The sequence below is a fragment of the Stutzerimonas balearica DSM 6083 genome (assembly GCF_000818015.1).
Lineage (GTDB): Bacteria > Pseudomonadota > Gammaproteobacteria > Pseudomonadales > Pseudomonadaceae > Stutzerimonas > Stutzerimonas balearica.
This window is the reverse complement of record NZ_CP007511.1, coordinates 2,842,007-2,864,393: the sequence shown is the minus strand read 5'-3', so window position 1 is coordinate 2,864,393 and position 22,387 is coordinate 2,842,007. Positions and strand designations below refer to the sequence as shown.

Genomic DNA, 22,387 nt, shown 5'->3' with positions numbered 1-22,387 from the left:
CGGGCTCAGCCGGTGCATTGCAGCGCGGCAAGGTCCTGGCGCAGCGCGGCCAGCCGCTCGGCCAGCTGGCGCTGCTGACGCTCGCTGGCCTCGGCGTGGATGTCGCGCAGCAGCGCCAGGGTCGCGTGTTCGGCCTGGGTGAAGGCGGCGCGATCCGCCTCGCTCCAGAGGGCCTGGCGGTCCTGCAGCAGTGGCGCGAGGCGGGTGGCGAAATCGGCTTGCTGGCGATGCTCGAGCGCCTGCAGCAGCGCGGCCTGCCATTGGCGTCGGTTCTCCAGCCAGCGGCGATTCTGCTCGCCAAGGCTGTATGACCAGGCCAGCACTCGCTGACGCTGCGCCGCTTCGAGCGGCCCGAACCAGTTTTCCAGGCGCTCGGTACTGCGCTCGGCGCGTTCGCGAATCTGGCGCTCCAGCGGTGGCTGCAGATAGCGCTCCGTGTCTTCGCGTTGGCGCTCGGCCAGTTCGCGGCGCAAGTGTGCGACCTGCTCATCGTCCAACTCGCTCAGCAACTCGACGGCCGACGGGGTGATCTGCCGGCCGATCTGCTGCAGGCTCTGGCGCAGCTCGGCAAAGGCCTGCTGCAGGAGGCCTTCGTCCACGGGCTGATCGCCGAGGTGGGCGCGCAACGCGTCGAGCCGGTCGACGTAGCGCGGCAGCTGGGTGCTGCAGTGCCAGTCGAGGTGGCGCTCGAGGCGCTCGGCCAGCAGGCGGCGCTGCGGGCCATCGAGGTCGAGGTAACGGTCCAGCGTCCAGGGCACCAAGAGGTCGAGGTTGCGATAGGCCAGCTCGACCCGGTTGCAGCTGGTCAATACCGATATCAGCAACGCCGCCAGCAGCCACGGCCGGCTCCAGGCACGGAACGATCGCATGCGAATTGCCCTCCCTACGACTCCAGTAGAGCGTAACGGACCCTGACGGTTCGCCGCGCAGCGGGATTCAGGCGAGCAAAAGCGGCGACGCTGCGGTCAGCATATCGAGGCCGCACGAAATGGCGGCGCACGAACGGGAGATGTCCATGAGCCTGCAGATCAAGCATTTGAGTGGAGACGACGTGCCCAAGGCCTGGCGCCCGACCTGGGCCGTGTGCTGGGTGGTCGAGCTGGACGGCACGGTGGTCGGCGGACCTTACCGGACGGAGGAGGAGGCACGCGCGGTGGCCGACGGTGAAAGCGAACCGCGCATCCTGCAGACGCCGGCGCCCTGAGACGCCGTATGCCGGGTCACTGGCTGCGGCAATATTCCGGGCAGCGCGGTTCGTAAGCGGCGCTTGGCGGTGGTGCCTCGACCAGTTGCGAGACCAGCGCCAGTGCCTTCTCGAATGACGGATAACCGCTCTGGGCGACGTCGAGCCGGGTATAGGCCTCGCGGTAGGCGTCGGCCTTGTCGAGGTCACGCGACTCGATCAGGTAGGGCTCCTGATGGATCTTGTAGAGCAGCGCCACGGCGTGCGGATGGCCCTTGTTGGCGGCCTTTTCCAGCAGGCGCACGACTTCCGACGGCTCGGGGCCCTGACGGATCAGCAGCAGCGCCTGATAGAACTCGATTTCGCCGCGCTCGTCCTGCGGCGCGCTGCGCTCGAGCAGGGCATGAGCCAGCTCGTAGCCGTCTTCCTGGCCGGCGGCGATGAGGATCTTGGCCTGCAGCAGGTCGTTCTGGTAGAGCAGACGATCGGCGCGGCAACTAGTGCCGCTCCAGGGTTCGTCGCAGGAGTGGGACGCACAGCCGGCGAGGCCCAGCGCCGTGATGATCACCAGTGCTTTGTTCATTGCCTTCTCGTTGTGTGAGCTAGTCGGCAGTATGTCTGCGCCGGCTTCGATTCGCCATACGCCGTTGCGTTCCCCGCCGCTCAGGGCTTCAGGCTGATCGGCTCCAGCCCATAGCGGCCGATCAGGGCCTGCCATTGGCGGTACTGCGGCAGTTCGCCCACCTGTTGCTGGAGCGCATCGCAGGTCGCCGCGGGCAGGGCCGAGGTACAGAGCAGCCGGCGCTCGATCGGGTACAGCGGTCGTGACGACAGGTACAGCTGCTCGGCGTCGACCCCGTTCTGGCTGTAGTACAGCCAGGCCGAGCGCGGCATCAGCACCACGTCGAGACGGCCGGCGAGCAGCTTTTCCAGGTTCTGCAGGTCGCTTTGCACGTCTTCGCGATGGATGCGCCCGGCGGCGATCTGCTCGTCGAGTTCGGGGTAGCGATGCCCCAGTACGCCGCCCAGGCGCAGGCCGAGCAGGGACTGCGGACCGTCGTATTCGACCGGCGCGTCGCGGCGGGAGATCACGTCCTGACGGTCGAGCAAAAGCGGCGCCGACCAGCGCATGCCCTCGACGCTGGCCGGTTCGAAGAAGCGTGGCGTGGCCCAGAGCACGATGCCCGGCCTGCCGCGCTGGAGATTCAGGTCCAGGCGTTTGCGCGGCAATTCGTGCAGGAAGAAATCGAGATGGCCGTCGTTCGCGGCGTGCTGGTTGAGCAGGTCGACGAGGGCGGAGGAAAGGCCTTGCCCGTCACTGAGGTGAAACGGCGGCGACAGGTTGTAGGACCAGACCTCGACGCGCTCGGTGGCATGCAGGGGCAGCGACAGGCTTGCCAGCAAGGCGAGGCAGAGGCGCATCGTCATTGGCATCGGGAGACTCCTGGCAGCCGCGCGGGATGAACTCAGCGTGGATCGCAAGGGCCGGCGGCGCAAGTCGCCGCGCGTCGTATCGCCGGCTCAGAAGCGTTCATGCTCGCCGAGCAGGCGCCACTGGCCAACGGGCAGCTTGCCCATCGGCAGGCGCCCCAGGCGGATACGCCGGTAGCCCTGCAGCTGCAGCCCGAGCGCCGCGCACAGCCGGTCGATATCGCCGGGCCGGGCGCCCTTGAGAACCAGGCGCAAGTGCTGCTCGCTCTGCCAGCTGGCCTTCGCACGAGGCAAGGCCAGCCCGCGATGGACGAGGCCTTTGGCCAGCCGCGCCAGGGCGTCGCCGCTTGCCGTGCCGCTGACCTGGACGACGTACTCTTCTTCGGGCGCGCGCCGGTTGTCGCCGAGCAGGCGAATCACTTCGCGCTGCTGGCTGCAGACCACCAATCCGCTCGCCGCCTGCTCCAGCGGCAGCACCAGCTGCTGGCGCAGCAGGTGTCGCTTGAGCGGGGCAATCGCGGCCGGGGCCTCGGCCCAGTGCGTGGCCTGGCATAGCCAGTCGAACAGCTCGCCGGCGTCGCCTGGCAGTTGGCACCCGGCCGGCTTGTTCAGCAGCAGGGTCACCGCGGGGACTTCCTGAGCCGCCGCGCCATCGAGCAGCTCGACCTGCTGCGCCGGGGCGACCTTGTGAAAGGGCGCCTCGATGATCTGCCCGTCGACGCGGACCCAGCCACCTTCGATGTATAGCTCGGCTTCGCGCCGCGAACAGCCGAGTTGGTCGGCAAGGCGCTTGGACAGGCGGATGGCATCGGTCATGACGGGACTCGGGAGGAAAAGGGTGCTGGCGAGCGGGGCTCGCCAGATATTCACAACGGGGAGGGCTTACTGCTTGCGGCTGATGGTGATCTGACGCGACGGCGTCTGGCTCTGGCCGCTGACACCAGTGGGGATCTGCTGGATCTCACCGCCAGCCTTCAGGTACGCGGCCATCTGGGCTGCGAGCGATTCGCTGGTTTCGACGGCGGGTTCGGACTTGCGGTTGGCCGCTGAAGCTTTGGACGCCATGGTTTCGGTCTCTGTCTGTGAAAACGAACCGGCCATTATACAGATCTGATCAAAATTTGTTCGCCTATCGTCTGTGCGGTCATTTTTTGAAGCGTATCGGCACGCGCAGGCGCCCGGGTTTTGCGCTTGACTGAACGCGGGGCGGCCCCGGCCCCGGTCATCTATCGAAGCGTCGGAGGACAGCTGATGTTGCGTCATGCCTTGCGCGCCGCGCTCTGCGGCCTGGCCCTGGTGGCCTTGCCCGGGCTTGCGGCCGAGCGTTACCCCAGTGAACAGGGCACGGTACTGGTCCGTGAAATCGCCAGCGGTCTGGAACACCCCTGGGCGCTGGCCTTCCTACCGGACGGGCAGCACCTGCTGGTCAGCGAGCGGCCCGGGCGGCTGCGCCGGGTTTCGCTGGACGGCCAGATCAGCGAGCCGATCGCTGGGGTGCCGGACGTCTTCGCCCAGGGGCAGGGCGGCCTGCTCGATGTGCGGTTGTCGCCTGACTTCGAAAGCGATCGCCTGGTCTATCTCAGTTATGCCGAGCAGGGCCGCGACGGCTTGGCCGGCACCGCGGTCGGTCGCGGCCGCCTGGACGCCCAAGGCCGCCGCCTGGAGCAGTTCGAGGTGATCTTCCGCCAGCAGCCCAAGCTCTCCAACGGCGTGCATTTCGGTTCGCGGCTGGTATTCGATGGGCAGGGGCATCTGTTCATCGCCCTGGGCGAGAACAACCAGCGGCCGACGGCACAGGCGCTGGACAAGCTGCAGGGCAAGCTGGTGCGGCTGTACCCCGACGGTCGCGTGCCGGAGGACAACCCTTTCGTCGAGCGCAAGGGCGCGCGGCCGGAGATCTGGTCCTATGGCCACCGCAACCAGCAGGGCGCGGCGCTCAACCCCTGGACCGGGCAGCTCTGGACGCACGAACACGGCCCGCGCGGCGGCGACGAGATCAATATCCCGCAAGCCGGTGCCAACTATGGCTGGCCGCTGGCCACGCATGGCATCAACTACAGCCTGTTGCCGATTCCCGAAGCGGAGGGCAAGCACGTCGAGGGCACCGTCGCGCCCCACTATGTGTGGGCGAAATCCCCGGCCATCAGCGGCATGGCCTTCTACGACGCCGAACGTTTCCCGGCCTGGCAGCACAACCTGTTCATCGGGGCGTTGGTTGGCCAGGCGCTGATCCGGCTGCAGCTCGACGGCGATCGCATCGTCCATGAGGAGCGCTTGCTGGCGTCGATGGGCGAGCGCATTCGCGACGTCCGTCTCGGGCCGGATGGCTATCTGTACCTGCTGACCGACGACAGCGACGGGCGGGTGCTGCAGGTGGGGCTGGAGCCGAAGTGAATTTTCGACTGTTCAGGGAGCGATTGCGCCGCTCGTCGGTCCACTGACCAGTGGTCGTCGTGGCGGCGGCCGATTGCGCAATCCACTGGAAAGGAGGCAGCGGTGGCCGTCGTCATCAGTGGTGTGTTCGGCATTCTTCTCGGGCTGGTGCTCGTCGCCGGCGGTATACGGGTGTTGGATCTCGGTGGTACCTGGTATTTCGCCGCCGTCGGGGCGGGGTTCCTGCTGGTGGGCATCCTGCTGCTCAAGCGTCGACGCACCGCGCTCTGGCTGTATGCGCTGTTGATGCTCGCGGCGCTCGGTTGGGCGCTTTACGAGGTCGGCCTGGACTGGTGGCAGCTGGCGCCGCGCGGCAGCCTCATCGCACCGTTCGGCCTTTGGCTGCTGATGCCCTGGGTCGTGCAGCGCCTGAGCTGGCAGCACTTCGGTTGGCGTGCCTGGGGTGGCGCGGCGCTGCCGCTGCTGCTGGCGGTCGTGCTCTGGGGCGTGACCGCGGTCCTGGCAATCGGGCGCGACGCGAACGACCTCAAGGGCATGCTGCCGCCGCCGCTGGCCGAGGCGCCGGCAAACGGGCAGGGCGAGGTGCCCGACGGGGATTGGCAAGCCTATGGTCGCACCCAGCTGGGCCAGCGCTATTCGCCGTTGGCGCAGATCACGCCGCAGAACGTCGAACGGCTCGAGCCGGTCTGGCACTACCACACCGGTGATCTGCGCCGGCCCACCGACCCCGACGAGACCACCTACGAAGTCACGCCGCTGAAGGTCGACGACGCGCTCTACCTCTGCACGCCGCACAACCTCGTCATCGCGCTCGACGCCGAAACCGGCCAGGAGCGCTGGCGCTTCGATCCGCAGGTGCCCGACTCGAGCAATCGCCAGCATCTGACCTGCCGTGGCCTGTCCTATCACGTCGAGCGCCAGGCGCCGCCCGGGCAGCAATGTCGCCAGCGGCTGTTCATGCCGACCGCCGATGCGCGCCTGCTGGCGCTGGACGCCAAGACCGGCCAGCTGTGCTCCGGGTTCGGGGAGAACGGTCAGGTGAACCTCTGGGCCAACATGCCCAACGTCAAGGAAGGCTTCTATTACTCCACCTCGCCGCCGGTCGTCGCGCGTGGGCTGGTCATCGTCGGCGGGGCGGTGAACGACAACGTGCGCACCGACGAACCGTCCGGCGTGATCCGCGCCTACGACGTGCGCAGCGGCGAGCTGCGCTGGAACTTCGACCCCGGCAACCCGGAGCGAACCGAGCCCATCGCGCCAGGCCAGACCTACAGCCAGAGCACGCCGAACAGCTGGAGCATTTCCAGCGCGGACGAAGCGCTGGGGTTGATCTACGTGCCTTTCGGCAATCAGGTGCCCGACCAGTGGGGCGGTCGGCGCAGCGAGAACAGCGAGCGCTTCTCGTCCTCGGTGGTCGCGCTCGAGATCGAGACCGGGCGCCTGCGCTGGGTGTTCCAGACGGTGCATCACGACCTCTGGGACATGGACGTACCGGCGCAGCCGAGCCTGGTCGACATCCAGACCGAGGCCGGGCCGGTGCCGGCGCTGGTGGCCCCGACCAAACAGGGTGACATTTACGTGCTGGATCGTCGCACCGGCGAGCCGATCCTGCCGGTACGCGAGCAGCCGGCGCCGCAGGGCGCGGCCGAGGGCGACTGGACGGCACCGACGCAGCCGGTGTCGGCGTTGTCCTACCAGCCGCCGAAGCTGACCGGAGAGGACCTCTGGGGCGTCACGCTGATCGACCAGATGCTCTGCCATATCCAGTTCCATTCGCTGCGCTATGAAGGCCGCTATACGCCGCCTTCGACCCAGGGCTCGCTGGTCTATCCGGGCAATTTCGGCGTGTTCAACTGGGGCGGGGTGGCTGTGGACCCGGTCCGGCAGCTGGTCTTCAGTGCGCCCGCCTACCTGGCCTTCACCTCGACGCTGGTGCCGCGCGAGGACGACAGCAGCACGCTGGTGTCCGACAAGCCGCCCTATCTGAATGAGAACTTCGGCGCGCCCTACGCCGTTGAGCTCAAGCCGTTCGTCTCACCGATCGGGCTGCCCTGCAGCGCACCGCCGTGGGGTTATGTCGCCGGCGCGGACCTGCGCACCGGCAAGACCCACTGGCTGCGCAGGAACGGCACCGTACGCGACCGCGCGCCGCTGCCGTTGCCGTTCAAGATGGGCATGCCGAGTCTCGGCGGGCCGATGCTCACCGCGGGCGGCGTCGCTTTTCTCAGCGGCACGCTGGACTACTACCTGCGCGCCTACGACAGCACCACTGGGCGCGAGCTGTGGAAGGCCCGCCTGCCGGCCGGCGGGCAGGCGACACCGATGACCTACCGCAGCCCCTCGGGGCGGCAGATGGTCGTGGTGGTCGCCGGTGGCCATGGCTCGCTGGGGACCGAGGCCGGGGATTCGGTGATCGCCTACGCACTGCCGCGCTGACCGCGCGGCGCTGCTAGAATCGCCGCCTTTGTACAGACAGGGCAGGACCATGGCCGCTATCGGGCGCTACAACAGCATGCAGGTCGTCAAGCACACCGGCTTTGGCCTTTATCTCGACGGTGGCGCCGACGGCGAGATCCTGCTGCCCAAGCGCTACATCCCTAAGGATGTGCCAAGCGAGGTGGGCGACTGGTTGAACGTTTTCGTCTACCTGGACAGCGAAGACAAGCTGATCGCCACGACCGACAAGCCAAAGGCGCAGGTCGGCGAGTTCGCCAGCCTCAAGGTGGTGGAGATCAACCGTATCGGACTGTTTCTCGACTGGGGCCTGCCCAAGGACCTCTTGTTGCCGCATTCCGAAGAGAAGCGCCCGCTGCAGGTCGGCGATTACTGCGTGGTGTTTCTCTACGTGGACCCGCGTACCCGGCGCATCACCGCCACGGCCCGGCTCGACCGCCACCTGGACAAGACGCCGGCGCGCTATCGGGTCGGCGACCCGGTCGACCTCCTGGTCGTCGAGCAGACCGACCTCGGCTTCAAGGCGATCATCGAGGGTCGGCACTGGGGGCTGATCCACAAGAACGAAGTCTTCAAGTTTCTTCGCCCGGGCCTGCGCGAGCGCGGCTACATCCGCGAGCTGCGCGCAGACGGCAAGATCAGCCTGAGCCTGCAGCCGCTCGGCAACGAGGCGGCCGATGCGCTGCAGGCGCTCATTCTGCAGAAGCTGGAAGAGCAGGGCGGGGTGCTGCCGCTGAGCGACAAGAGCCCGGCCGAGGCCATTGCACGGGCCTTTGGCGTAAGCAAGGGCAACTTCAAGAAGGCCATCGGCGGGCTCTACAAGCAGGGCCGCATCGTCATCCATGCCGACCGCATCGAGCAGGCCTGAACTCAGAGATCCAGCCGGCCCTGGCGCTCGGCGCGCGCCTCGCGCCCCAGCGGCTCACCCTTGCCCGGCTCATAGGTGATCCTGCCCTCCGCCAGGCGGGCGGGCGCGGTGTAGGGGTGCGGTTCGGCCGGCCCCTCGTTCTGGATGTGTAGGACCTCCACGCCACGCGCCTTCAGCACATCCGAAACCAGCGAGCGGTGACAGCGCCACCACAGCACCTCGGCGCACATCATCGCGGTGGGCCGGCGATCGGCCAGTTCCAGCAAGCGCCGCAGGCCCAGGGCGAATTCCTCGCTGGCGAGGTGATCGGCGTAACCGCGAAACGACGTGTTGCGCCAGGCGCCGTTGGGCGAATCCGCTAGCGGCCGACGTCGTCCGCCCAGTTCGCCGATCCACAGATAGTCGATCCCGGACGCGGCCAGGCTCTCGCGTAGCGCCTGCTCGCCGAACTGTGGCAGCCGGCGCGAGCCCGGGAAACGGCGTACATCGGCGATCGCTTCGATGCCATGGGCCTGCAGCAACTCGATGAACGCTTCGATCGAGCGCGTCGAGTGGCCGACCGTCCAGACGCATCGCACTGGCCCGGCGGTCATTCGAGCTTCCTGAGTGCGCCTTCCTTGTGCATCGCGATGTGCTCGGTCTTGTCGCTGCGAATCTCGTATTGCGGCTCTTGCGGGCTGGCACGACGCGTATGGCCTTTGTACTCGGTATCGCGGGTATGGACCTTGATGATCACGCCGCTGACGTGCCCGGCTTCGGAGTTCCATCCGACGTGATCGCCCACTTTGTACTTGGTCATTGGTTGGCCTCTTGAAGAGAGAACACAACGGTTGACCCGTTCGATGCACCGGGGGTTCTGCTGTCTTTTTGCTATTAGCCTGAACCCTGTACCACTCGTCGGAAGTTGCTTGTAAACAAGCGAAACGGCAAATAACGGATATTCAAAAAACTGACGCCTGAAACATGCAAGAAAGCGCTCTGTACGGCGCGCTTGCAACGCCAACTAATACTGGCTAAAAGCCGCATAGTGATAGCATTGCGATATCCTTTCGGGAATTTGACGGCTTTTCGACGCCAATTCGACGCCAAATAAATTTTGTCTGACGCCAGAAACCTATTATAAAGCCGCCACGCAACGGGAATTACCGAGTTGTTCAGGTGAACAGCGGAGCTTCTCGGTGCTGCGGATCGTTCAGTTGTGTGCAAGTGGTTCCTCGTCGAGCAAGCACTTTTCCCCACGGCTCAATGACCTCCCGACAACTTTTTTAAAGGCAGCCGACGGCGCCTTTAGTCGTATTAAGTTCGGAGAGACACATGTCTATCAATGTCTTCGCTGGCGCTCGCAAGGCCCTGGCTGCTTCCATCACCATCGCCGTACTGGGCTCCTTCGGCGTCGTCGCCCCGGTCCAGGCAGCTACCACCACCCTGACGGCATCGCAGACCGCTGCTACCGCCAAGATCAATGCCTTCACCAATACCGACTGGCTCAACGGCGTGTTTCGTCGTGCGCCGGCCGTCTCGATTCCCAATACCGCGAGCAACAAGACGGCCTTCGGTATCGGCGCCTCGGTTCGTCTGGCCGACGGCCAGGTCCGCAAGGTGACCAAGGTGTACGAAGTTGGCAGCAACCTCAGCGTCTTCTTCGATGGCGCCTTGCTCGATGGTGGCAAGGTGGGCGCACCGAACAGCGTGAGCGCCGGCAGCACGGGCACCTCGACGCCGAGCACTTCGACAGGCAGCACGGGCACCGTCGGTGTTGTGCAGAGCGCCGCGATCAATGGCTTCACCAACACCGACTGGCTGAACGGCGTGTTCCGCCAGAAGCCGGGCTTCTCGATTGCCGCTACCGAAGCCAACAAGGCCGCGTTCAAGGTTGGCGCATCGGTCAAGCTGGCTGATGGCCAGGTCCGCAAGATCACCGTCGCTCAGGTCGTCGGGAGCAACATGAGCGTGTTCGTCGACGGCGCGGCGGTAGACGGCAGCGTAGTTGGCGCGCCGAAGAGCCTCAGCGTGCTCGGCACCACCACCAGCGCCGATGCGAGTCCGGCCCCCATTGCTCCGGCGCCCGCTCCGGCACCGAGCACCCAGACGAGCACCGCGCTGAACAGCTTCACCAATACCGATTGGCTGAACGGCATCTACCGCAAGGCGGCCGGGTTCTCGATCAGCGCGAGCGCAGCCAACCAGGCCGCCTTCAAGGTTGGTGCCTCGGTCAAGCTGGCGGACGGCCAGGTCCGCAAGATCACCCGCGCCCAGGTGGTTGGCAGCAACATGGCCATCTTCGTCGATGGCGCGCTGCTCAACGGCTCGACCGTCGGCTATCCGAAGACCATCAGCGTGATCAGTGCGACCACCACGACGCCTTCGGTGAGCGAGCCCAGTGCTCCGGTGGTCAGCCAGCCGGCACCGGCGCCGGTACCGACTCAGCCGGGCAACGGCACGCCGATCAAACTCGTCGGCGTGAACCTGTCCGGTGCCGGTTTCGGCCCGTCGGTGGTTCCCGGTACGCACGGCACCAACTACATCTACCCGGCCGAGTCGTACTACAAGAAGTACGCCGATAACGGCATGAACCTGGTGCGCCTGCCGTTCCTCTGGGAGCGTATCCAGCCGCGCCTGAACACCGAGCTGAACGCCACCGAGCTGGCGCGCCTGATCCAGTCGCTCGACTTCGCACAGAAGCATGGCGTGAAGGTCATCCTCGACCTGCACAACTACTATCGCTACTTCGGCAAGCTAATCGGTTCGCCGGAAGTGCCGATCAGCGCCTTCGCCAACGTCTGGCAGCGCCTGGCACAGAAGGTCCTGAACCATCCGGCGGTCTATGGCTACGGTCTGATGAACGAGCCGTACTCGACCAACGGCCTGTGGCCGCAGGCGGCCCTGGCAGCGGCCAAGGCCGTGCGCCAGGTGGACGGCAGCCGCTGGATCTTCGTTGCCGGCGACCGCTGGTCGAGTGCCTGGCACTGGCCGCACTACAACGCCAAGCTGATCGCCGATCCGTGGATGCGCGATCCGAAGAACAACCTGGTGTACGAAGCGCACATGTACATCGACAAGGACTTCTCGGGTAACTACTTCGACAAGAGCGAGACCTACGCCCCGAACATCGGTATCGAGCGCGTCAAGCCCTTCGTCGAATGGCTGAAGACCAACAAGCTGCGCGGCTATATCGGCGAACACGGCATTCCGGATTACTCCAGCTCGGCCCTCGTGGCGATGGACAACCTGCTGGGCTACCTGCGCCAGAACTGTGTGCCGATGACCTACTGGGCCGGTGGCCCGTGGTGGGGTGAGTACGCCCTGTCGCTGGACGTGGCGAGCAACAAGTACCGGCCGCAGTTGCCGATCCTGAAAAAGCATGCCACGGCGACCAGCTGCACCACGATCGGGCCGCTGATGTAAGAAGCATCACGTGCCGAAGTCGTAACTAATGAAGAAACGGGCCTCTATGGCCCGTTTCTTTTTTTGTTTGTTTTTCTTCGCAAGCTGAGGCATTTGGCTCGTCCGCAATAGTTCGAAGTCAGGCAATTACCGTTTCGCTTGAAGTTGCCTGCTTAGTGTTCTTCCTGTCTTGCTAGAAGAGCATGGAGGCCTTGCGCGCACTGGCTTTGCGCCATCCATGACAAGGCGGCTGCTCAAGTTTCGCGGTGCCGTACCGTTCGCCGAACCGATGGAACTCGAATATGACCACCCGGTCCCCTTTTATGTGCGCACCGAAGTTGATCGGTTAGCGATTAAGTTCGCTTGGCCGTCTTTCAACGGACCGTGGGCTTCCGGCCAACCAGTCAAGAAAGGTGGATCAAATGACGACACCCGATGAAGAAATCACAGGTTACGGCGGCATAGCCAGTACCGGTTCCACGACGACTTCAACCGAACAGTCGGCCGGCACGGGCGGTACAACGCTGCAGGGTTCGGCGAAGGGCGACCGGCACGCTGGCTCGCCAGTCGGCGAGGATCTCAAGGGCAAGGCGCGGCAAGCCGCCGAGCAGGTTCAGCAGCAGGGCAAGGCGCACCTGGACAGCTACCGCGGCACCGCCGCAGACGAGCTGGAAAAGGTCGCGCAGAGCGCCAAGGCTGCTGCGGAGGAACTCGAGAATCAGGATCGCGCGGGGCTGTCGCGCTACGTCTCGGATATGGCGCAAGGCATGGTTCGCTTCGCCGACGATCTTCGCGGGCGCAATGTCGATGAACTCGTCGGCGATCTCAACCGCATGGCCCGCAACAACCCGGGCCTGTTCATCGCCGGCAGCATCGCGCTGGGCTTTGGCCTGACGCGCTTTGCCAAGGCCTCAGGGCGCCGCGCCGAGCAGGACTACGACCGGCCCGGGCAGCACGATGAGCGCTACTCCGGCGCTTACGGTGACAGCAGCCATCTGCCCAGCCAGCGTGAACTAGACCAGCACGTCGCAAGCGGCGAGCCCAACGGCAACGTGGGGAGTGTCGGCAACGTCAGTGGCACGACCTCGGCCAGTACCACCACCCGCACCTCGCTCGGCGCCAATGGCAAAAGCACAGACGGAGGGCTGAACCCATGAACGAGCAACGCAAATTCGAGACGCATTACGAGCCGGCACATGCCGACACCGATCATTCGGTAGGCGGGCTGCTGCGTCAGCTGACGCGCGAAGTACCGGCACTGTTCACCAAGGAGCTGGCGCTGGCCAAGGCCGAGCTCGGCGAGTCGTTGCGCGCGACCAAGGCAGGCATGGCCAGCGTTGCCACGGGCGGCGCGGTATTGCTCGCGGGTTTCATCGTCCTGCTGTTCGCCGGGGTCTACGGCCTGGCGACGATGATGCCGGCCTGGCTCGCCGCACTCATTGTCGGCGGCATCGTGGTGATCATCGGGCTGGTGATGGTGTCGGCGGGCAAGAAGAAGTTCGAGGCTTCCTCGTTCAAGCCTGATCGCACCCTGCACTCGATCAACAAGGACAAAGAAGCCGTAAGGGGGCACGCACATGAGCACGCATAATCAGATCGACGCCGAAGCGCGCAAGGACCCGGAAACCCTGGAGCGCGAGATCGACCAGCAGCGCGCCGAGATTGGCAACATCGTCGAGGAGCTGGAGAGCAAGTTCTCGCCGGGTCAGCTCATCGATACCGCCCTGGGTTATGCCAAGGGCAATGGCGGCGAGTTCCTGCACAATCTGGGCGATACGCTCAAGGCCAACCCCGTCCCGACGGTGTTGACCTCCATCGGTCTGGTCTGGCTCATGGCCGGCCAGAACCGACGCCCGGACTACGGCACCGGCGACAGCGCCAGCGGCCCCTCGGTCGGCGATCGGCTGTCGGCCAAGACCGATGGGCTGAAGAGCCGGGGTGCAGAGATGCGCAACCGTGCCGGGCAGATGCGCCAGGACCTCTCGTCATCATTGGGCAGCGCCCGTGCGCGCGTGAGCGAAACCGGCCGCAACGCCAGCGACAGCCTCAAGCACACCGCTGGCCGTGCGCGTGGCGGCTTCAATCAGTTACTCAACGAGCAACCGCTGGCGTTGGGCGCAATGGGCATTGCCCTGGGCGCGCTGTTGGCCGCCGCGGTCCCGCCGACCCGCCGTGAAGACGAGTTGATCGGCAGCCGAAGCGACCAGATGACCGATCGTCTCAAGCGCAAGGCCGAGGAGGGCTATCAGCAGGCCAGCGCAAAGGGCGAGGAGGCGATGCACCATCTCAAAGAGGAGAGCGCTCATTCGGAGCGCCCGTCGGCCTCAGGGCCCCATTGAGCCTGGCGTTTTTTCAGGGAAATGCGCGGCCGGGCTTGAGTCCGGCCGCGTAACCCCGGATAATCCGCGCCCGGCGCCGGTGTAGCTCAGTCGGTAGAGCAGCGCATTCGTAATGCGAAGGTCGCAGGTTCGACTCCTGTCTCCGGCACCAGTGTTTCAAAAGGCTCGCAGCGATGCGGGCCTTTTTTGTTTCTCGAGCTCTGAGACGGGCAGCTCCGTGTAAGGCACTGCTGGCGGTGCCGATATGAAGTGCCAGCAGTAGTCTTCAAGGCGAAGATAATTGTCTTGTTTGTTTGGTATGCGCCAAGTAGTTTCGCTATATATTAGCCAGTGGTCTTGGTCTGCGGTTTTTATTGCTGTGGCGGCAAGTTGGTGGCGGTCTCGTTAGTTGTTGTTCATGTGCCGCTCTGCTTTTCGATTATAAAAATAAAAAACGGGAGCCGAAGCTCCCGTTTTTATTTGCCTTAAGGCTGCTTAGCTGCGGCCACCGCCGTGGCTGTTTTCGCCACCCTTGCGGCCGGCTTCGGAGGCTTTTTCGCGGTCGTTTGCGAAGTTGCCGCCACTGTTCTGGCCGCCCTTGCGCCCAGCTTCGGACGCGCGTTCCGGGTCGTTGGCGAAATTGCCACCGCTCTGCTTACCGCCCTCGCTGCCTATCTCTTGATAGAACTCCTTGCCGTGGCTCTCCGAGGTCGCTTCGCCGCCTTTCTTACCAATGTCCTGGTAAAACTCTTTGCCATGGGTTTGGGAGGTAGCGTCACCACCTTTCTTGCCCGCTTCGTTTACGCTCATATTGCCTTTATCAGCCATCGGGTGGTCTCCTGTGCTGTTTCGTACAATAGGCGATCGATTTGCTCGGCAGAACAAACTCGCCCCTCGTGATATACGAAAAATGCCTGCAGCGAGAGTTCAGCGAAGTTAGCTAATGAGCGATGAGTGGAAGAAATAGAATCAAGCCGCCAGTATTACCTAGTTGCCGCTTGCTTACTTCGCTTTTGAGCGTTTGACGTCTGGCCTGTGGCAAGCAGTTCGGTGGGCTGGCGAACTCTTCGCTCGCCCAGCCGTCGGAAACTTCGATAGGTTTCGGGGGTGAGGTATGCCAATTTTCGACACGCGTGGCATCGGCGCCACGACGTTACTGAAGAAGACGTTCAAGGAATTCAGCAGCGATGACATGTCGACCTATGCGTCGGCACTGGCCTACCGCGCACTGTTTTCGCTGTTTCCCTTTCTGCTGTTTCTCCTGGCGCTGCTTGGCTTCTTGAACCTGTCGGATTTCTTCGACTGGATTCGCCAGCAGGCGGCCTTGGCGTTGCCACCGATGGCAATGGAGCAGGTCAACCCGGTGATCGACCAGTTGCAGCGGCAGCAGGGCGGCTTGTTGTCGTTCGGTATTCTGGCCGCGCTGTGGACGGCATCGGTTGGGTTCCGTTCGTTGATGAATGCGATGAACAGGGCCTACGACGTGCGCGAGGGGCGGCCGACCTGGAAGCTCATGCTGCTGTCGGTGCTCTATACCGTCGGCAGCGCAGTGCTGCTGCTGGCCTGCGCGATGCTGATGGTGCTCGGGCCGCAGGTGATGGGATGGCTGGCTGACCTGGTCGGCCTGCGCGACGTGGTGGTGGTGCTCTGGGCCTGGCTACGCTGGCCGGTGGTGATTTTTCTGATGATGCTGCTGGTCGCGGTGCTGTACTACGTCACGCCGGACGTGGAGCAGAAGTTTCGCTTCATCACGCCCGGCTCGGTGCTCGCAGTAGTGGTCTGGGTCGCCGCATCGCTTGCCTTCGGCATTTACGTGCAGAACTTCGCCGACTACAACGCCACCTACGGCAGCATCGGCGCCATCATCGTGCTGCTGCTGTTTTTCTATATCTCCGCCGCCGTGCTGCTGCTGGGCGCTGAGCTGAATGCGGTGATCGAGCACCATTCGGTGGACGGCAAGGACAAGGGCGACAAGGAGATCGAGCCCTGAGCCACGATGCGCTTGCAAATGAAACATTCGTAAGACCGGAACAGTCCTAAGCTCATTACAAAGTGCTTCAGACAAGGCGAGGGACGCTGGGCGGTCGAAGCGACCAGTCGTTGCCCAGGGAAGGGCGTGAAGCGAAGACGGACGGAGACAGTCACCTTGCATATCGCTGATATGACCATGTTCTATGCGCCGGCCAGCGGCGGCGTGCGCACCTATCTCGAGGCCAAGCATCGTCGGTTGCAGCTCTATTCGGGCGTTCGCCACAGCATTCTCGTACCCGGCGGCGCCTATCGGCATAGCGGCGGCATCTATGAAGTGCCCGCGCCGCCCTTGCCATTCGGCAAGGGCTACCGCTTTCCGGTCCGCCGCGCGCCCTGGTGCAATCTGCTGCGCTCGCTGCATCCGGACCTGATCGAGGTCGGCGATCCCTACATGACCGCCTGGGCTGCGCTGGAGGCCGGGCGACGCCTGGACGTTCCGGTGATCGGCTTCTATCACTCGGACCTGCCGCTACTGGTGAGCAATCGCATCGGCAACTGGCTGGGCACCAACCTCAATGGCTATGTGACGCGTCTTTATGGCAGCTTCGATCGGGTCCTGGCCCCGAGCCAGGTGATGGCCGAAAAGCTGCTCGCGCTCGGCGTCGACAATGTGTTCGTGCAGCCGCTGGGCGTGGACCTGGAAACCTTTCGCCCGCAGCGGCGAGATCCGCAGCTGCGCCGTGAGCTCGGCCTGCCCGAGGACACCCGGTTGATGATCTTCGCCGGCCGTGGCTCGCGCGAAAAGAACCTGCCGATTCTGCTGGAGACGGCACGTCAGCTCGGCAAGCCCTATCACCTGTTGCTGGTGGGCTCGAGCATGCCGCACCGGGTACCGGACAACGTCACGGTGATCGATCGCTTCTGTCCCGCTGCGGAGGTGGCGCGCCTGATGGCCAGCAGCGATGTGCTGCTGCACGCGGGCAACCAGGAAACCTTCGGGTTGGTGGTGCTGGAGGCCATGGCCAGCGGCATCCCCGTCGTCGCGGCGCGTGCCGGCGCGTTGCCGGAACTCGTGCCGTTTCACGCCGGGCGCCTGTGCCGGCCGCTGGATGCCCGGGCCATGGCGCAGGCGGTGCAGGAGCTGTTCGAGGATCGCCCGACATTGCTTGGCGCCCAGGCGCGTCAGCATGTCGAGCTGCATCATGCCTGGGATGCCGTGGTGGCTGGGCTGCTTGCCCATTACCACGCGGTGCTGGGCACGGTCGAGCTGCCGGTGGCCGTCCATGGCTGAGCGCGCCGTGATGATGGTGTTGCACGACGTGGCACCTGAAACCTGGCCCGACTACCGTGGCTTCGTCGAAAGGGTCGATGCCCTGGGCAATGTGCCGATGACCTGGCTGGTGGTGCCGGATTTCCACGGTCGCAACGCGCTCGAACGTCACCCGCAGTTCTGCGCGATGCTCGAAGGGCGCCTGGCCCGGGGCGATGAACTGGTGCTGCACGGCTGCTATCACGCCGATGACGGGCCAGCGCCGCGAACGCCACGGGAGTGGTTCATGCGCCGGGTCTACACCCACGAAGGCGAGTTCTATGCACTCGACAGCGGCGAGGCGCGCCGTCGGCTGGCGCATGGCATCGGCTTGTTCGAGCGCCACGGGTGGCCGCTGCACGGGTTTGTCGCGCCGGCCTGGCTGATGAGCGAGGGTACCCGTGCTGCGCTGCGCGAGACCGGACTCAGCTATACCAGCGATCCGCAGCATTTCTACCAACTGCCCGACTTCACGCCGATTCGCGCGCCGGGTCTGGTCTGGAGCGCGCGCAGCAGCTGGCGTCGCGGCGTCTCCTGGGCCGTGTCGGAACGCCAGCTACAGGCCAGTCGGGCGGCGCCGCTGATACGGCTGGGGTTGCATCCGGTCGACATGCGCCACGCGTTTTCCCGGGACTATTGGCTGAAGGTGCTGGAGCGGCTGCTGCGCGAGGGCCGTGAGCCAATGACCAAGATCGACTGGCTGCGGCGACATCGGCCGGCGAGCGCCGCTGCATGAGCCGCGGCTGGTGGCTGCTTGGCGGCGCGCTTGTGGGCGCGGCGTTGATTCCTCTGCTGCTCGGCGGCACCGGCCTGTTCGAGCGATTGCTCCAGTTTTCCCCGCAACTGCTGTTCATGATGCTGGGTATGGTGTTGCTCGGTTGGTACCTCAATGCCTTTCGCCTGCGTCTGCTCGTCGGTCGGCGGCTGCTTGGCCAACGGCGCGCCTTCGGCATCGTGATGGCCACCGAGTTCGCGATTTGCGCTACGCCCGGTGGTGCCGGCGGGCCGATCACCCTGATGGCGCTGCTCATGCGCCAGGGCGTGACGCCTGCGAAGGGGACCGCGACCTATGCCGTGGAGCAGCTCAGCGATCTCCTGTTCTTCGCCTGTGCGCTGGTCGGTGTGCTGATCTATGCGATGACGCACGCGCTCAATGCGCAGATGGCCAGCCTGCTGGGCGTGAGTGCAGCTCTGCTGCTCGGTGTCATCGTATTGCTCGGACTGCTGGGGCGCTTCCATCGTCAGGTGTTTCGGATCAACGGCTGGATCGTGCGGCGCTTCGGCATGCAGGCGCAGCGCAGGCGTCACTGGGCGCGCAAGGTGTTGCGCTTTCGCAATGCGCTGCTGGAGTGCTTCAGCCTGCCGCGCCGCGTCCTGCTGGGGGTGTTCGGGCTCACCACGTTGCACTGGCTTCTGCGTTTCAGCGTGCTCTATCTGACACTGCACGGCCTGGGCAGCGATCTGGCGTGGGCCTGGACCTTTCTGGTGCAGATGCTCGCCTTGACCGCCGGCCAGCTGAGCCTGCTGCCCGGCGGGGCCGGCAGCGCCGAACTGGCTTCGGCGGCGTTGCTGACACCGTTGGTGGGCAAGTCCACCTCGGCCGCTGCGATCCTGATCTGGCGCTTCGTCACCTATTACTTCTACCTGATCGCCGGGGCGCCGGTGTTCCTGCACCTGGCCGGTCGTCCGCTGTTCAACCGTCTGGTGCGTGCGCGCCAGTGCCAGGGCTGAACCATCGGCCGGAACGGGGAGTCCACTGGTTACATGGACCAATGGAGGAACGACGCATGAGCAGTACTGAAGACAAAATGAAAGGCAACGCCAACGAAGCCATGGGCAAGATCAAGCAGGGCGTTGGCGGCGCGATGGGCAACGAACGTCTGCGCCGCGAAGGCGAGAATCAGGAGATCAAGGGCGACGCCCAGCAGGTCAAGGGCGATGCCAAGGATACGATCAAGAAGGGCGTCGACCGGGCCTGACCGGCGCGCAGAAAAAAGCCCGCATCGCGCGGGCTTTTTTTCGGCTGGAGATCAGCGCTCCAGGTACTGCAGCTTGTCCTTCACACCGTCCCACTCTTCGGCGTCGGCCAGCGCATCCTTCTTCTCGGTGATGTTCGGCCAGACTTCCGCGAGGTCCGCGTTCAGCTCGATGAATTCCTGCTGGTCCTCCGGCACCTCGTCTTCCGAGAAGATCGCCTGGGCAGGGCACTCCGGCTCGCAGAGTGCGCAGTCGATGCACTCGTCCGGGTGAATGACCAGAAAGTTCGGGCCTTCGTAGAAGCAGTCCACCGGACAGACTTCCACGCAATCGGTGTATTTGCATTTGATACAGTTGTCGGTGACGACGAAGGTCATGTCGTATCTCTCTCCTCAGGCGACGGCTGGGCTGGTCTATGCCAGGCTCCCGCTCGAAACAGGGACCGCCGCGGCTCAGGCAACCGGGCAAGCTCCGAAACAAAAGCGCGCGGGATTCTAGCAGCTCCCGCGCGGCGCAGTTATATCCGAGTCTTCCACGTATATAACAAATCGAGGGCCTGACGCGGGCTGATGGCGTCCGGGTCGAGCCGCCCGAGCTCGTCGATCACGGGGTGTGGCAGGGCCGCGAACAGATCGGCCTGTTGAGGTGCGACCGATTGTCCCGGCCCGCCCTGGGGAGCGTCATGCGGCAGGCTGGTGATCTCCAGGCGCGCCAGGTGCTCGCGTGCGCGGGCGATCACCGGCCCCGGAACGCCGGCTAGCTGTGCCACCGCCAGGCCGTAGCTCTGGCTCGCGGGGCCGGGCAGCACGTGATGCAGGAACACGATGCGCTCGTTGTGCTCGGTGGCAGACAGGTGAACGTTCGCCACCACCGGCTGGCTTTCCGGCAGTACGGTCAGCTCGAAGTAGTGCGTGGCAAACAGGGTGAAGGCGCGGAGTCCGGCCAGGTGTTCGGCCGCCGCCCAGGCCAGCGAGAGGCCATCGAAGGTGCTGGTGCCGCGGCCGACCTCGTCCATCAGCACCAGGCTGCAGTCGGTGGCGTTGTGCAGGATGTTCGCCGTTTCGCTCATCTCGACCATGAAGGTCGAGCGCCCTCCGGCCAGATCGTCGGACGAACCGATGCGCGTGAAAATGCGATCGACCAGCGACAGCTCGCAGGCGGCTGCCGGAACGAAGCTGCCGATCTGTGCGAGCAGTACGATCAGCGCGGTCTGCCGCATATATGTGGATTTACCGCCCATATTCGGACCGGTGATGACGAGCATGCGCCGGCCATCGTCGAGCGCCAGGTCGTTGGCCACGAAGGGGGTTTCCAGCACCTGCTCGACCACCGGGTGGCGGCCCTGATCGATTTTCAGGCACGGTTCTTCGACGAAGCGCGGCCGATTCAGATCCAGCGTCAGCGCCCGCTCGGCCAGGTTGCTCAACACATCCAGTTCGGCCAGTGCGGCGGCGCTTTCCTGCAGCGGCGCAAGGACTTCGATCAGCTGTTCCAGCAGCGCTTCGTACAGGGCCTTTTCCCGCGCCAGCGCCCGGCTCTTGGCGGACAGGGCCTTGTCTTCGAACTCCTTGAGTTCCGGGGTGATGAATCGCTCGGCGCCCTTGAGCGTCTGTCGACGGATATAGTCGGCCGGCGCCGATTCGGCCTGCTTGCTGGGCAGCTCGATAAAGTACCCGTGCACGCGGTTGTAGCCCACCTTCAGGTTGGCCAGGCCGGTACGCTCGCGCTCGCGTACTTCGAGGTCCATCAGGTATTGCCCGGCGTTCTCGCTGATCGACAACAGCTCATCCAGCTCGGCGTCGTAGCCGGTCTTCAGCACGCCGCCGTCACGAATGACCGCCGGCGGGTTGTCGACGATTGCGCGGGCCAGGAGATCCGCCAGTTCCGGGTAGGTGCGGATGCTCGCGGCCAACGCGCTGAGATGCGGCGCGACCAGGTCCTGCATGGCCTGCTGCAGTTGCGGCAGCGCCGCCAGCGCATCGCGCAGGCGTGCCAGGTCGCGCGGGCGGGCGTTGCGCAGGCCGATGCGGGCGAGAATCCGCTCCAGGTCGCCGATGTCCTTGAGCTGCGGCTGGATCTGCTCGAACCGGTAGTGCTCGAGCAGGCAGGTGATTGAGTCCTGACGCGCTTCCAGCATGGCGCGGTCGCGCAGCGGGCGATGCAGCCAGCGGGTCAGCAGGCGCGAGCCCATGGCAGTCTGACAGCGGTCGACGACGGACTGCAGCGTGTTATCGTGGCCGCCGGAGAGGTTGATGTCCAGCTCGAGGTTGCGCCGGCTGGCTCCATCGAGGATCACCGTCTCGTCGAGCCGCTCATGACGCAGGCTGCGCAGGTGCGGCAGGGCCGTGCGCTGGGTCTCCTTGGCGTAGCTCAGCAGGCAGCCCGCGGCGCCGATCGCCAGAGTCAGCTTTTCGCAGCCGAAGCCTTTGAGGTCCTGAGTGCCGAACTGCTGGCAGAGGCTTTTGAATGCGGAGTCGCGATCGAAATCCCAAGGCGCACGACGGCGGACGCCGCGTCGCTTTTCGACCGGCAAGCCCTGCGGCCAGTCGTCGGGAATCAGTAGTTCCGCGGGGCTCAGGCGCTCGAGCTCGGCGAGCAGGTTCTCCCAGCCGCCAAGCTCCTGCACGCTGAAGCGGCCGCTGGCGATGTCGAGTACCGACAGGCCAAACAGTCGCTCGTCGCCCAGCACCGCTGCCAGCAGGTTGTCCCGGCGCTCGTCGAGCAGGGCTTCATCGCTCACCGTGCCCGGCGTGATGATGCGCACGACCTGGCGCTCCACCGGCCCCTTGCTGGTCGCCGGATCGCCGATCTGCTCGCAGATCACCACCGATTCGCCGAGCTTGACCAAGCGGGCCAGGTAGCCCTCGGCCGAATGAAAGGGTATGCCGGCCATCGGGATCGACTTGCCGGCCGACTGCCCGCGCGCCGTCAGGGTGATGTCCAAGAGCTTGGCGGCTTTTTGCGCGTCCTCGTAGAACAGCTCGTAGAAGTCACCCATGCGGTAGAACATCAGCTGATCGGGATGCTCGCGCTTGAGCTTCCAGTACTGTTGCATCATGGGGGTATGGGCGGAGAGATCGGTGTTCGACTTGGTCATC

At 65.0% G+C, this 22,387-nt stretch carries 23 protein-coding genes and 1 tRNA gene; 14 read left to right on the top strand and 10 right to left on the bottom strand.

Annotated elements, in window-relative coordinates:
* Window positions 1-5 precede the first annotated feature (5 nt).
* On the bottom strand, window positions 6-869 hold the full coding sequence (locus CL52_RS13050; RefSeq protein ID WP_043221139.1) for a DUF6279 family lipoprotein: 864 nt from the start codon (window positions 867-869) through the stop codon (window positions 6-8).
* Between the two features lie 146 nt (window positions 870-1,015).
* Between CL52_RS13050 and CL52_RS13045 the strand changes: the two genes are divergently transcribed.
* Window positions 1,016-1,204 carry a hypothetical protein gene (locus tag CL52_RS13045; protein ID WP_041109621.1) on the top strand — a complete coding sequence of 63 codons (189 nt, stop codon included), beginning with the start codon at window positions 1,016-1,018 and terminating at the stop codon, window positions 1,202-1,204.
* Window positions 1,205-1,220: 16 nt separating this feature from the next.
* On the opposite strand, the gene CL52_RS13040 is transcribed toward CL52_RS13045, so the two are convergent.
* From CL52_RS13040 to CL52_RS13025, 4 genes are all read right to left on the bottom strand, one after another.
* Window positions 1,221-1,766 carry a hypothetical protein gene (locus tag CL52_RS13040; protein WP_043221135.1) on the bottom strand — a complete coding sequence of 182 codons (546 nt, stop codon included), beginning with the start codon at window positions 1,764-1,766 and terminating at the stop codon, window positions 1,221-1,223.
* An 80-nt stretch (window positions 1,767-1,846) separates the two neighbouring features.
* A complete protein-coding gene (locus CL52_RS13035) occupies window positions 1,847-2,617 on the bottom strand; it encodes a transporter substrate-binding domain-containing protein (RefSeq protein ID WP_224110133.1) in 771 nt (256 codons plus the stop codon).
* An 87-nt stretch (window positions 2,618-2,704) separates the two neighbouring features.
* Window positions 2,705-3,430, bottom strand: coding sequence for an RNA pseudouridine synthase (locus CL52_RS13030; RefSeq protein WP_043221133.1), 726 nt, complete (start codon window positions 3,428-3,430; stop codon window positions 2,705-2,707).
* A 66-nt stretch (window positions 3,431-3,496) separates the two neighbouring features.
* Window positions 3,497-3,679 (bottom strand): PFL_1563 family small protein, encoded by a 183-nt coding sequence (locus tag CL52_RS13025; RefSeq protein WP_041109617.1) that lies wholly within the window; start codon window positions 3,677-3,679, stop codon window positions 3,497-3,499.
* 186 nt (window positions 3,680-3,865) lie between these two features.
* On the opposite strand from CL52_RS13025, the gene CL52_RS13020 reads away from it, so the two are divergent.
* The 3 genes from CL52_RS13020 to CL52_RS13010 all read left to right on the top strand — a co-directional run bounded on the left by CL52_RS13020 (window position 3,866) and on the right by CL52_RS13010 (window position 8,330).
* Complete coding sequence (locus CL52_RS13020) at window positions 3,866-5,008, top strand: PQQ-dependent sugar dehydrogenase (protein WP_043221131.1); 1,143 nt, start codon at window positions 3,866-3,868, stop codon at window positions 5,006-5,008.
* 102 nt (window positions 5,009-5,110) lie between these two features.
* Window positions 5,111-7,444: a membrane-bound PQQ-dependent dehydrogenase, glucose/quinate/shikimate family gene (locus CL52_RS13015; RefSeq protein WP_043221129.1), complete on the top strand. Its 2,334-nt coding sequence runs from the start codon at window positions 5,111-5,113 to the stop codon at window positions 7,442-7,444.
* 49 nt (window positions 7,445-7,493) lie between these two features.
* Window positions 7,494-8,330 (top strand): CvfB family protein, encoded by an 837-nt coding sequence (locus CL52_RS13010; protein WP_043221125.1) that lies wholly within the window; start codon window positions 7,494-7,496, stop codon window positions 8,328-8,330.
* A 2-nt stretch (window positions 8,331-8,332) separates the two neighbouring features.
* On the opposite strand, the gene CL52_RS13005 is transcribed toward CL52_RS13010, so the two are convergent.
* Both CL52_RS13005 and CL52_RS13000 read right to left on the bottom strand, forming a co-directional pair.
* Entirely contained in the window at window positions 8,333-8,923 is a 591-nt protein-coding gene (locus tag CL52_RS13005; RefSeq protein ID WP_043221123.1) for a DUF488 domain-containing protein, read from the bottom strand.
* The gene (locus tag CL52_RS13000; RefSeq protein WP_041109378.1) at window positions 8,920-9,129 is read right to left on the bottom strand and encodes a hypervirulence associated TUDOR domain-containing protein; all 210 of its coding nucleotides are present in this window, start codon (window positions 9,127-9,129) and stop codon (window positions 8,920-8,922) included. The genes CL52_RS13005 and CL52_RS13000 overlap by 4 nt, the downstream gene beginning before the upstream one ends.
* A 515-nt stretch (window positions 9,130-9,644) precedes the next feature.
* Here CL52_RS13000 and CL52_RS12995 point away from each other — a divergent pair.
* From CL52_RS12995 to CL52_RS12975, 5 genes are all read left to right on the top strand, one after another.
* Entirely contained in the window at window positions 9,645-11,735 is a 2,091-nt protein-coding gene (locus tag CL52_RS12995) for a glycoside hydrolase family 5 protein (RefSeq protein WP_041109376.1), read from the top strand.
* Between the two features lie 401 nt (window positions 11,736-12,136).
* Complete coding sequence (locus CL52_RS12990; protein ID WP_043221121.1) at window positions 12,137-12,871, top strand: hypothetical protein; 735 nt, start codon at window positions 12,137-12,139, stop codon at window positions 12,869-12,871.
* Window positions 12,868-13,305 (top strand): phage holin family protein, encoded by a 438-nt coding sequence (locus CL52_RS12985; RefSeq protein WP_041109372.1) that lies wholly within the window; start codon window positions 12,868-12,870, stop codon window positions 13,303-13,305. Before CL52_RS12990 ends, CL52_RS12985 begins: the two co-directional genes overlap by 4 nt.
* Complete coding sequence (locus tag CL52_RS12980; protein WP_043221119.1) at window positions 13,292-14,053, top strand: DUF3618 domain-containing protein; 762 nt, start codon at window positions 13,292-13,294, stop codon at window positions 14,051-14,053. Before CL52_RS12985 ends, CL52_RS12980 begins: the two co-directional genes overlap by 14 nt.
* A 75-nt stretch (window positions 14,054-14,128) precedes the next feature.
* Window positions 14,129-14,204 (top strand) — tRNA-Thr (locus CL52_RS12975).
* Window positions 14,205-14,527: 323 nt separating this feature from the next.
* Here CL52_RS12975 and CL52_RS12970 read toward each other — a convergent pair.
* A complete protein-coding gene (locus CL52_RS12970) occupies window positions 14,528-14,860 on the bottom strand; it encodes a con-10 family general stress protein (RefSeq protein WP_043221116.1) in 333 nt (110 codons plus the stop codon).
* Between the two features lie 286 nt (window positions 14,861-15,146).
* Here CL52_RS12970 and CL52_RS12965 point away from each other — a divergent pair, with 286 nt between their 5' ends.
* The 5 genes from CL52_RS12965 to CL52_RS12945 all read left to right on the top strand — a co-directional run bounded on the left by CL52_RS12965 (window position 15,147) and on the right by CL52_RS12945 (window position 19,291).
* On the top strand, window positions 15,147-16,022 hold the full coding sequence (locus CL52_RS12965) for a YihY/virulence factor BrkB family protein (RefSeq protein WP_043221113.1): 876 nt from the start codon (window positions 15,147-15,149) through the stop codon (window positions 16,020-16,022).
* Window positions 16,023-16,178: 156 nt separating this feature from the next.
* Window positions 16,179-17,294 (top strand): N-acetylglucosaminyl phosphatidylglycerol synthase, encoded by a 1,116-nt coding sequence (gene gpgS, locus CL52_RS12960; RefSeq protein ID WP_043221111.1) that lies wholly within the window; start codon window positions 16,179-16,181, stop codon window positions 17,292-17,294.
* Window positions 17,287-18,048: an N-acetylglucosaminyl phosphatidylglycerol deacetylase gene (gene gpgD / locus CL52_RS12955; RefSeq protein ID WP_041109308.1), complete on the top strand. Its 762-nt coding sequence runs from the start codon at window positions 17,287-17,289 to the stop codon at window positions 18,046-18,048. The genes gpgS and gpgD overlap by 8 nt, the downstream gene beginning before the upstream one ends.
* Window positions 18,045-19,043, top strand: a complete 999-nt coding sequence (gpgF, locus tag CL52_RS12950) for a glucosaminyl phosphatidylglycerol flippase (RefSeq protein ID WP_041109306.1) — start codon at window positions 18,045-18,047, stop codon at window positions 19,041-19,043. Before gpgD ends, gpgF begins: the two co-directional genes overlap by 4 nt.
* A gap of 56 nt (window positions 19,044-19,099) precedes the next feature.
* Complete coding sequence (locus CL52_RS12945) at window positions 19,100-19,291, top strand: CsbD family protein (protein WP_041109304.1); 192 nt, start codon at window positions 19,100-19,102, stop codon at window positions 19,289-19,291.
* Window positions 19,292-19,342: 51 nt separating this feature from the next.
* Here CL52_RS12945 and fdxA read toward each other — a convergent pair whose 3' ends face one another.
* Window positions 19,343-19,666, bottom strand: a complete 324-nt coding sequence (gene fdxA / locus CL52_RS12940) for a ferredoxin FdxA (RefSeq protein WP_003285709.1) — start codon at window positions 19,664-19,666, stop codon at window positions 19,343-19,345.
* A gap of 140 nt (window positions 19,667-19,806) precedes the next feature.
* Complete coding sequence (gene mutS / locus CL52_RS12935) at window positions 19,807-22,386, bottom strand: DNA mismatch repair protein MutS (protein ID WP_043221107.1); 2,580 nt, start codon at window positions 22,384-22,386, stop codon at window positions 19,807-19,809.
* Window position 22,387 lies beyond the last annotated feature (1 nt).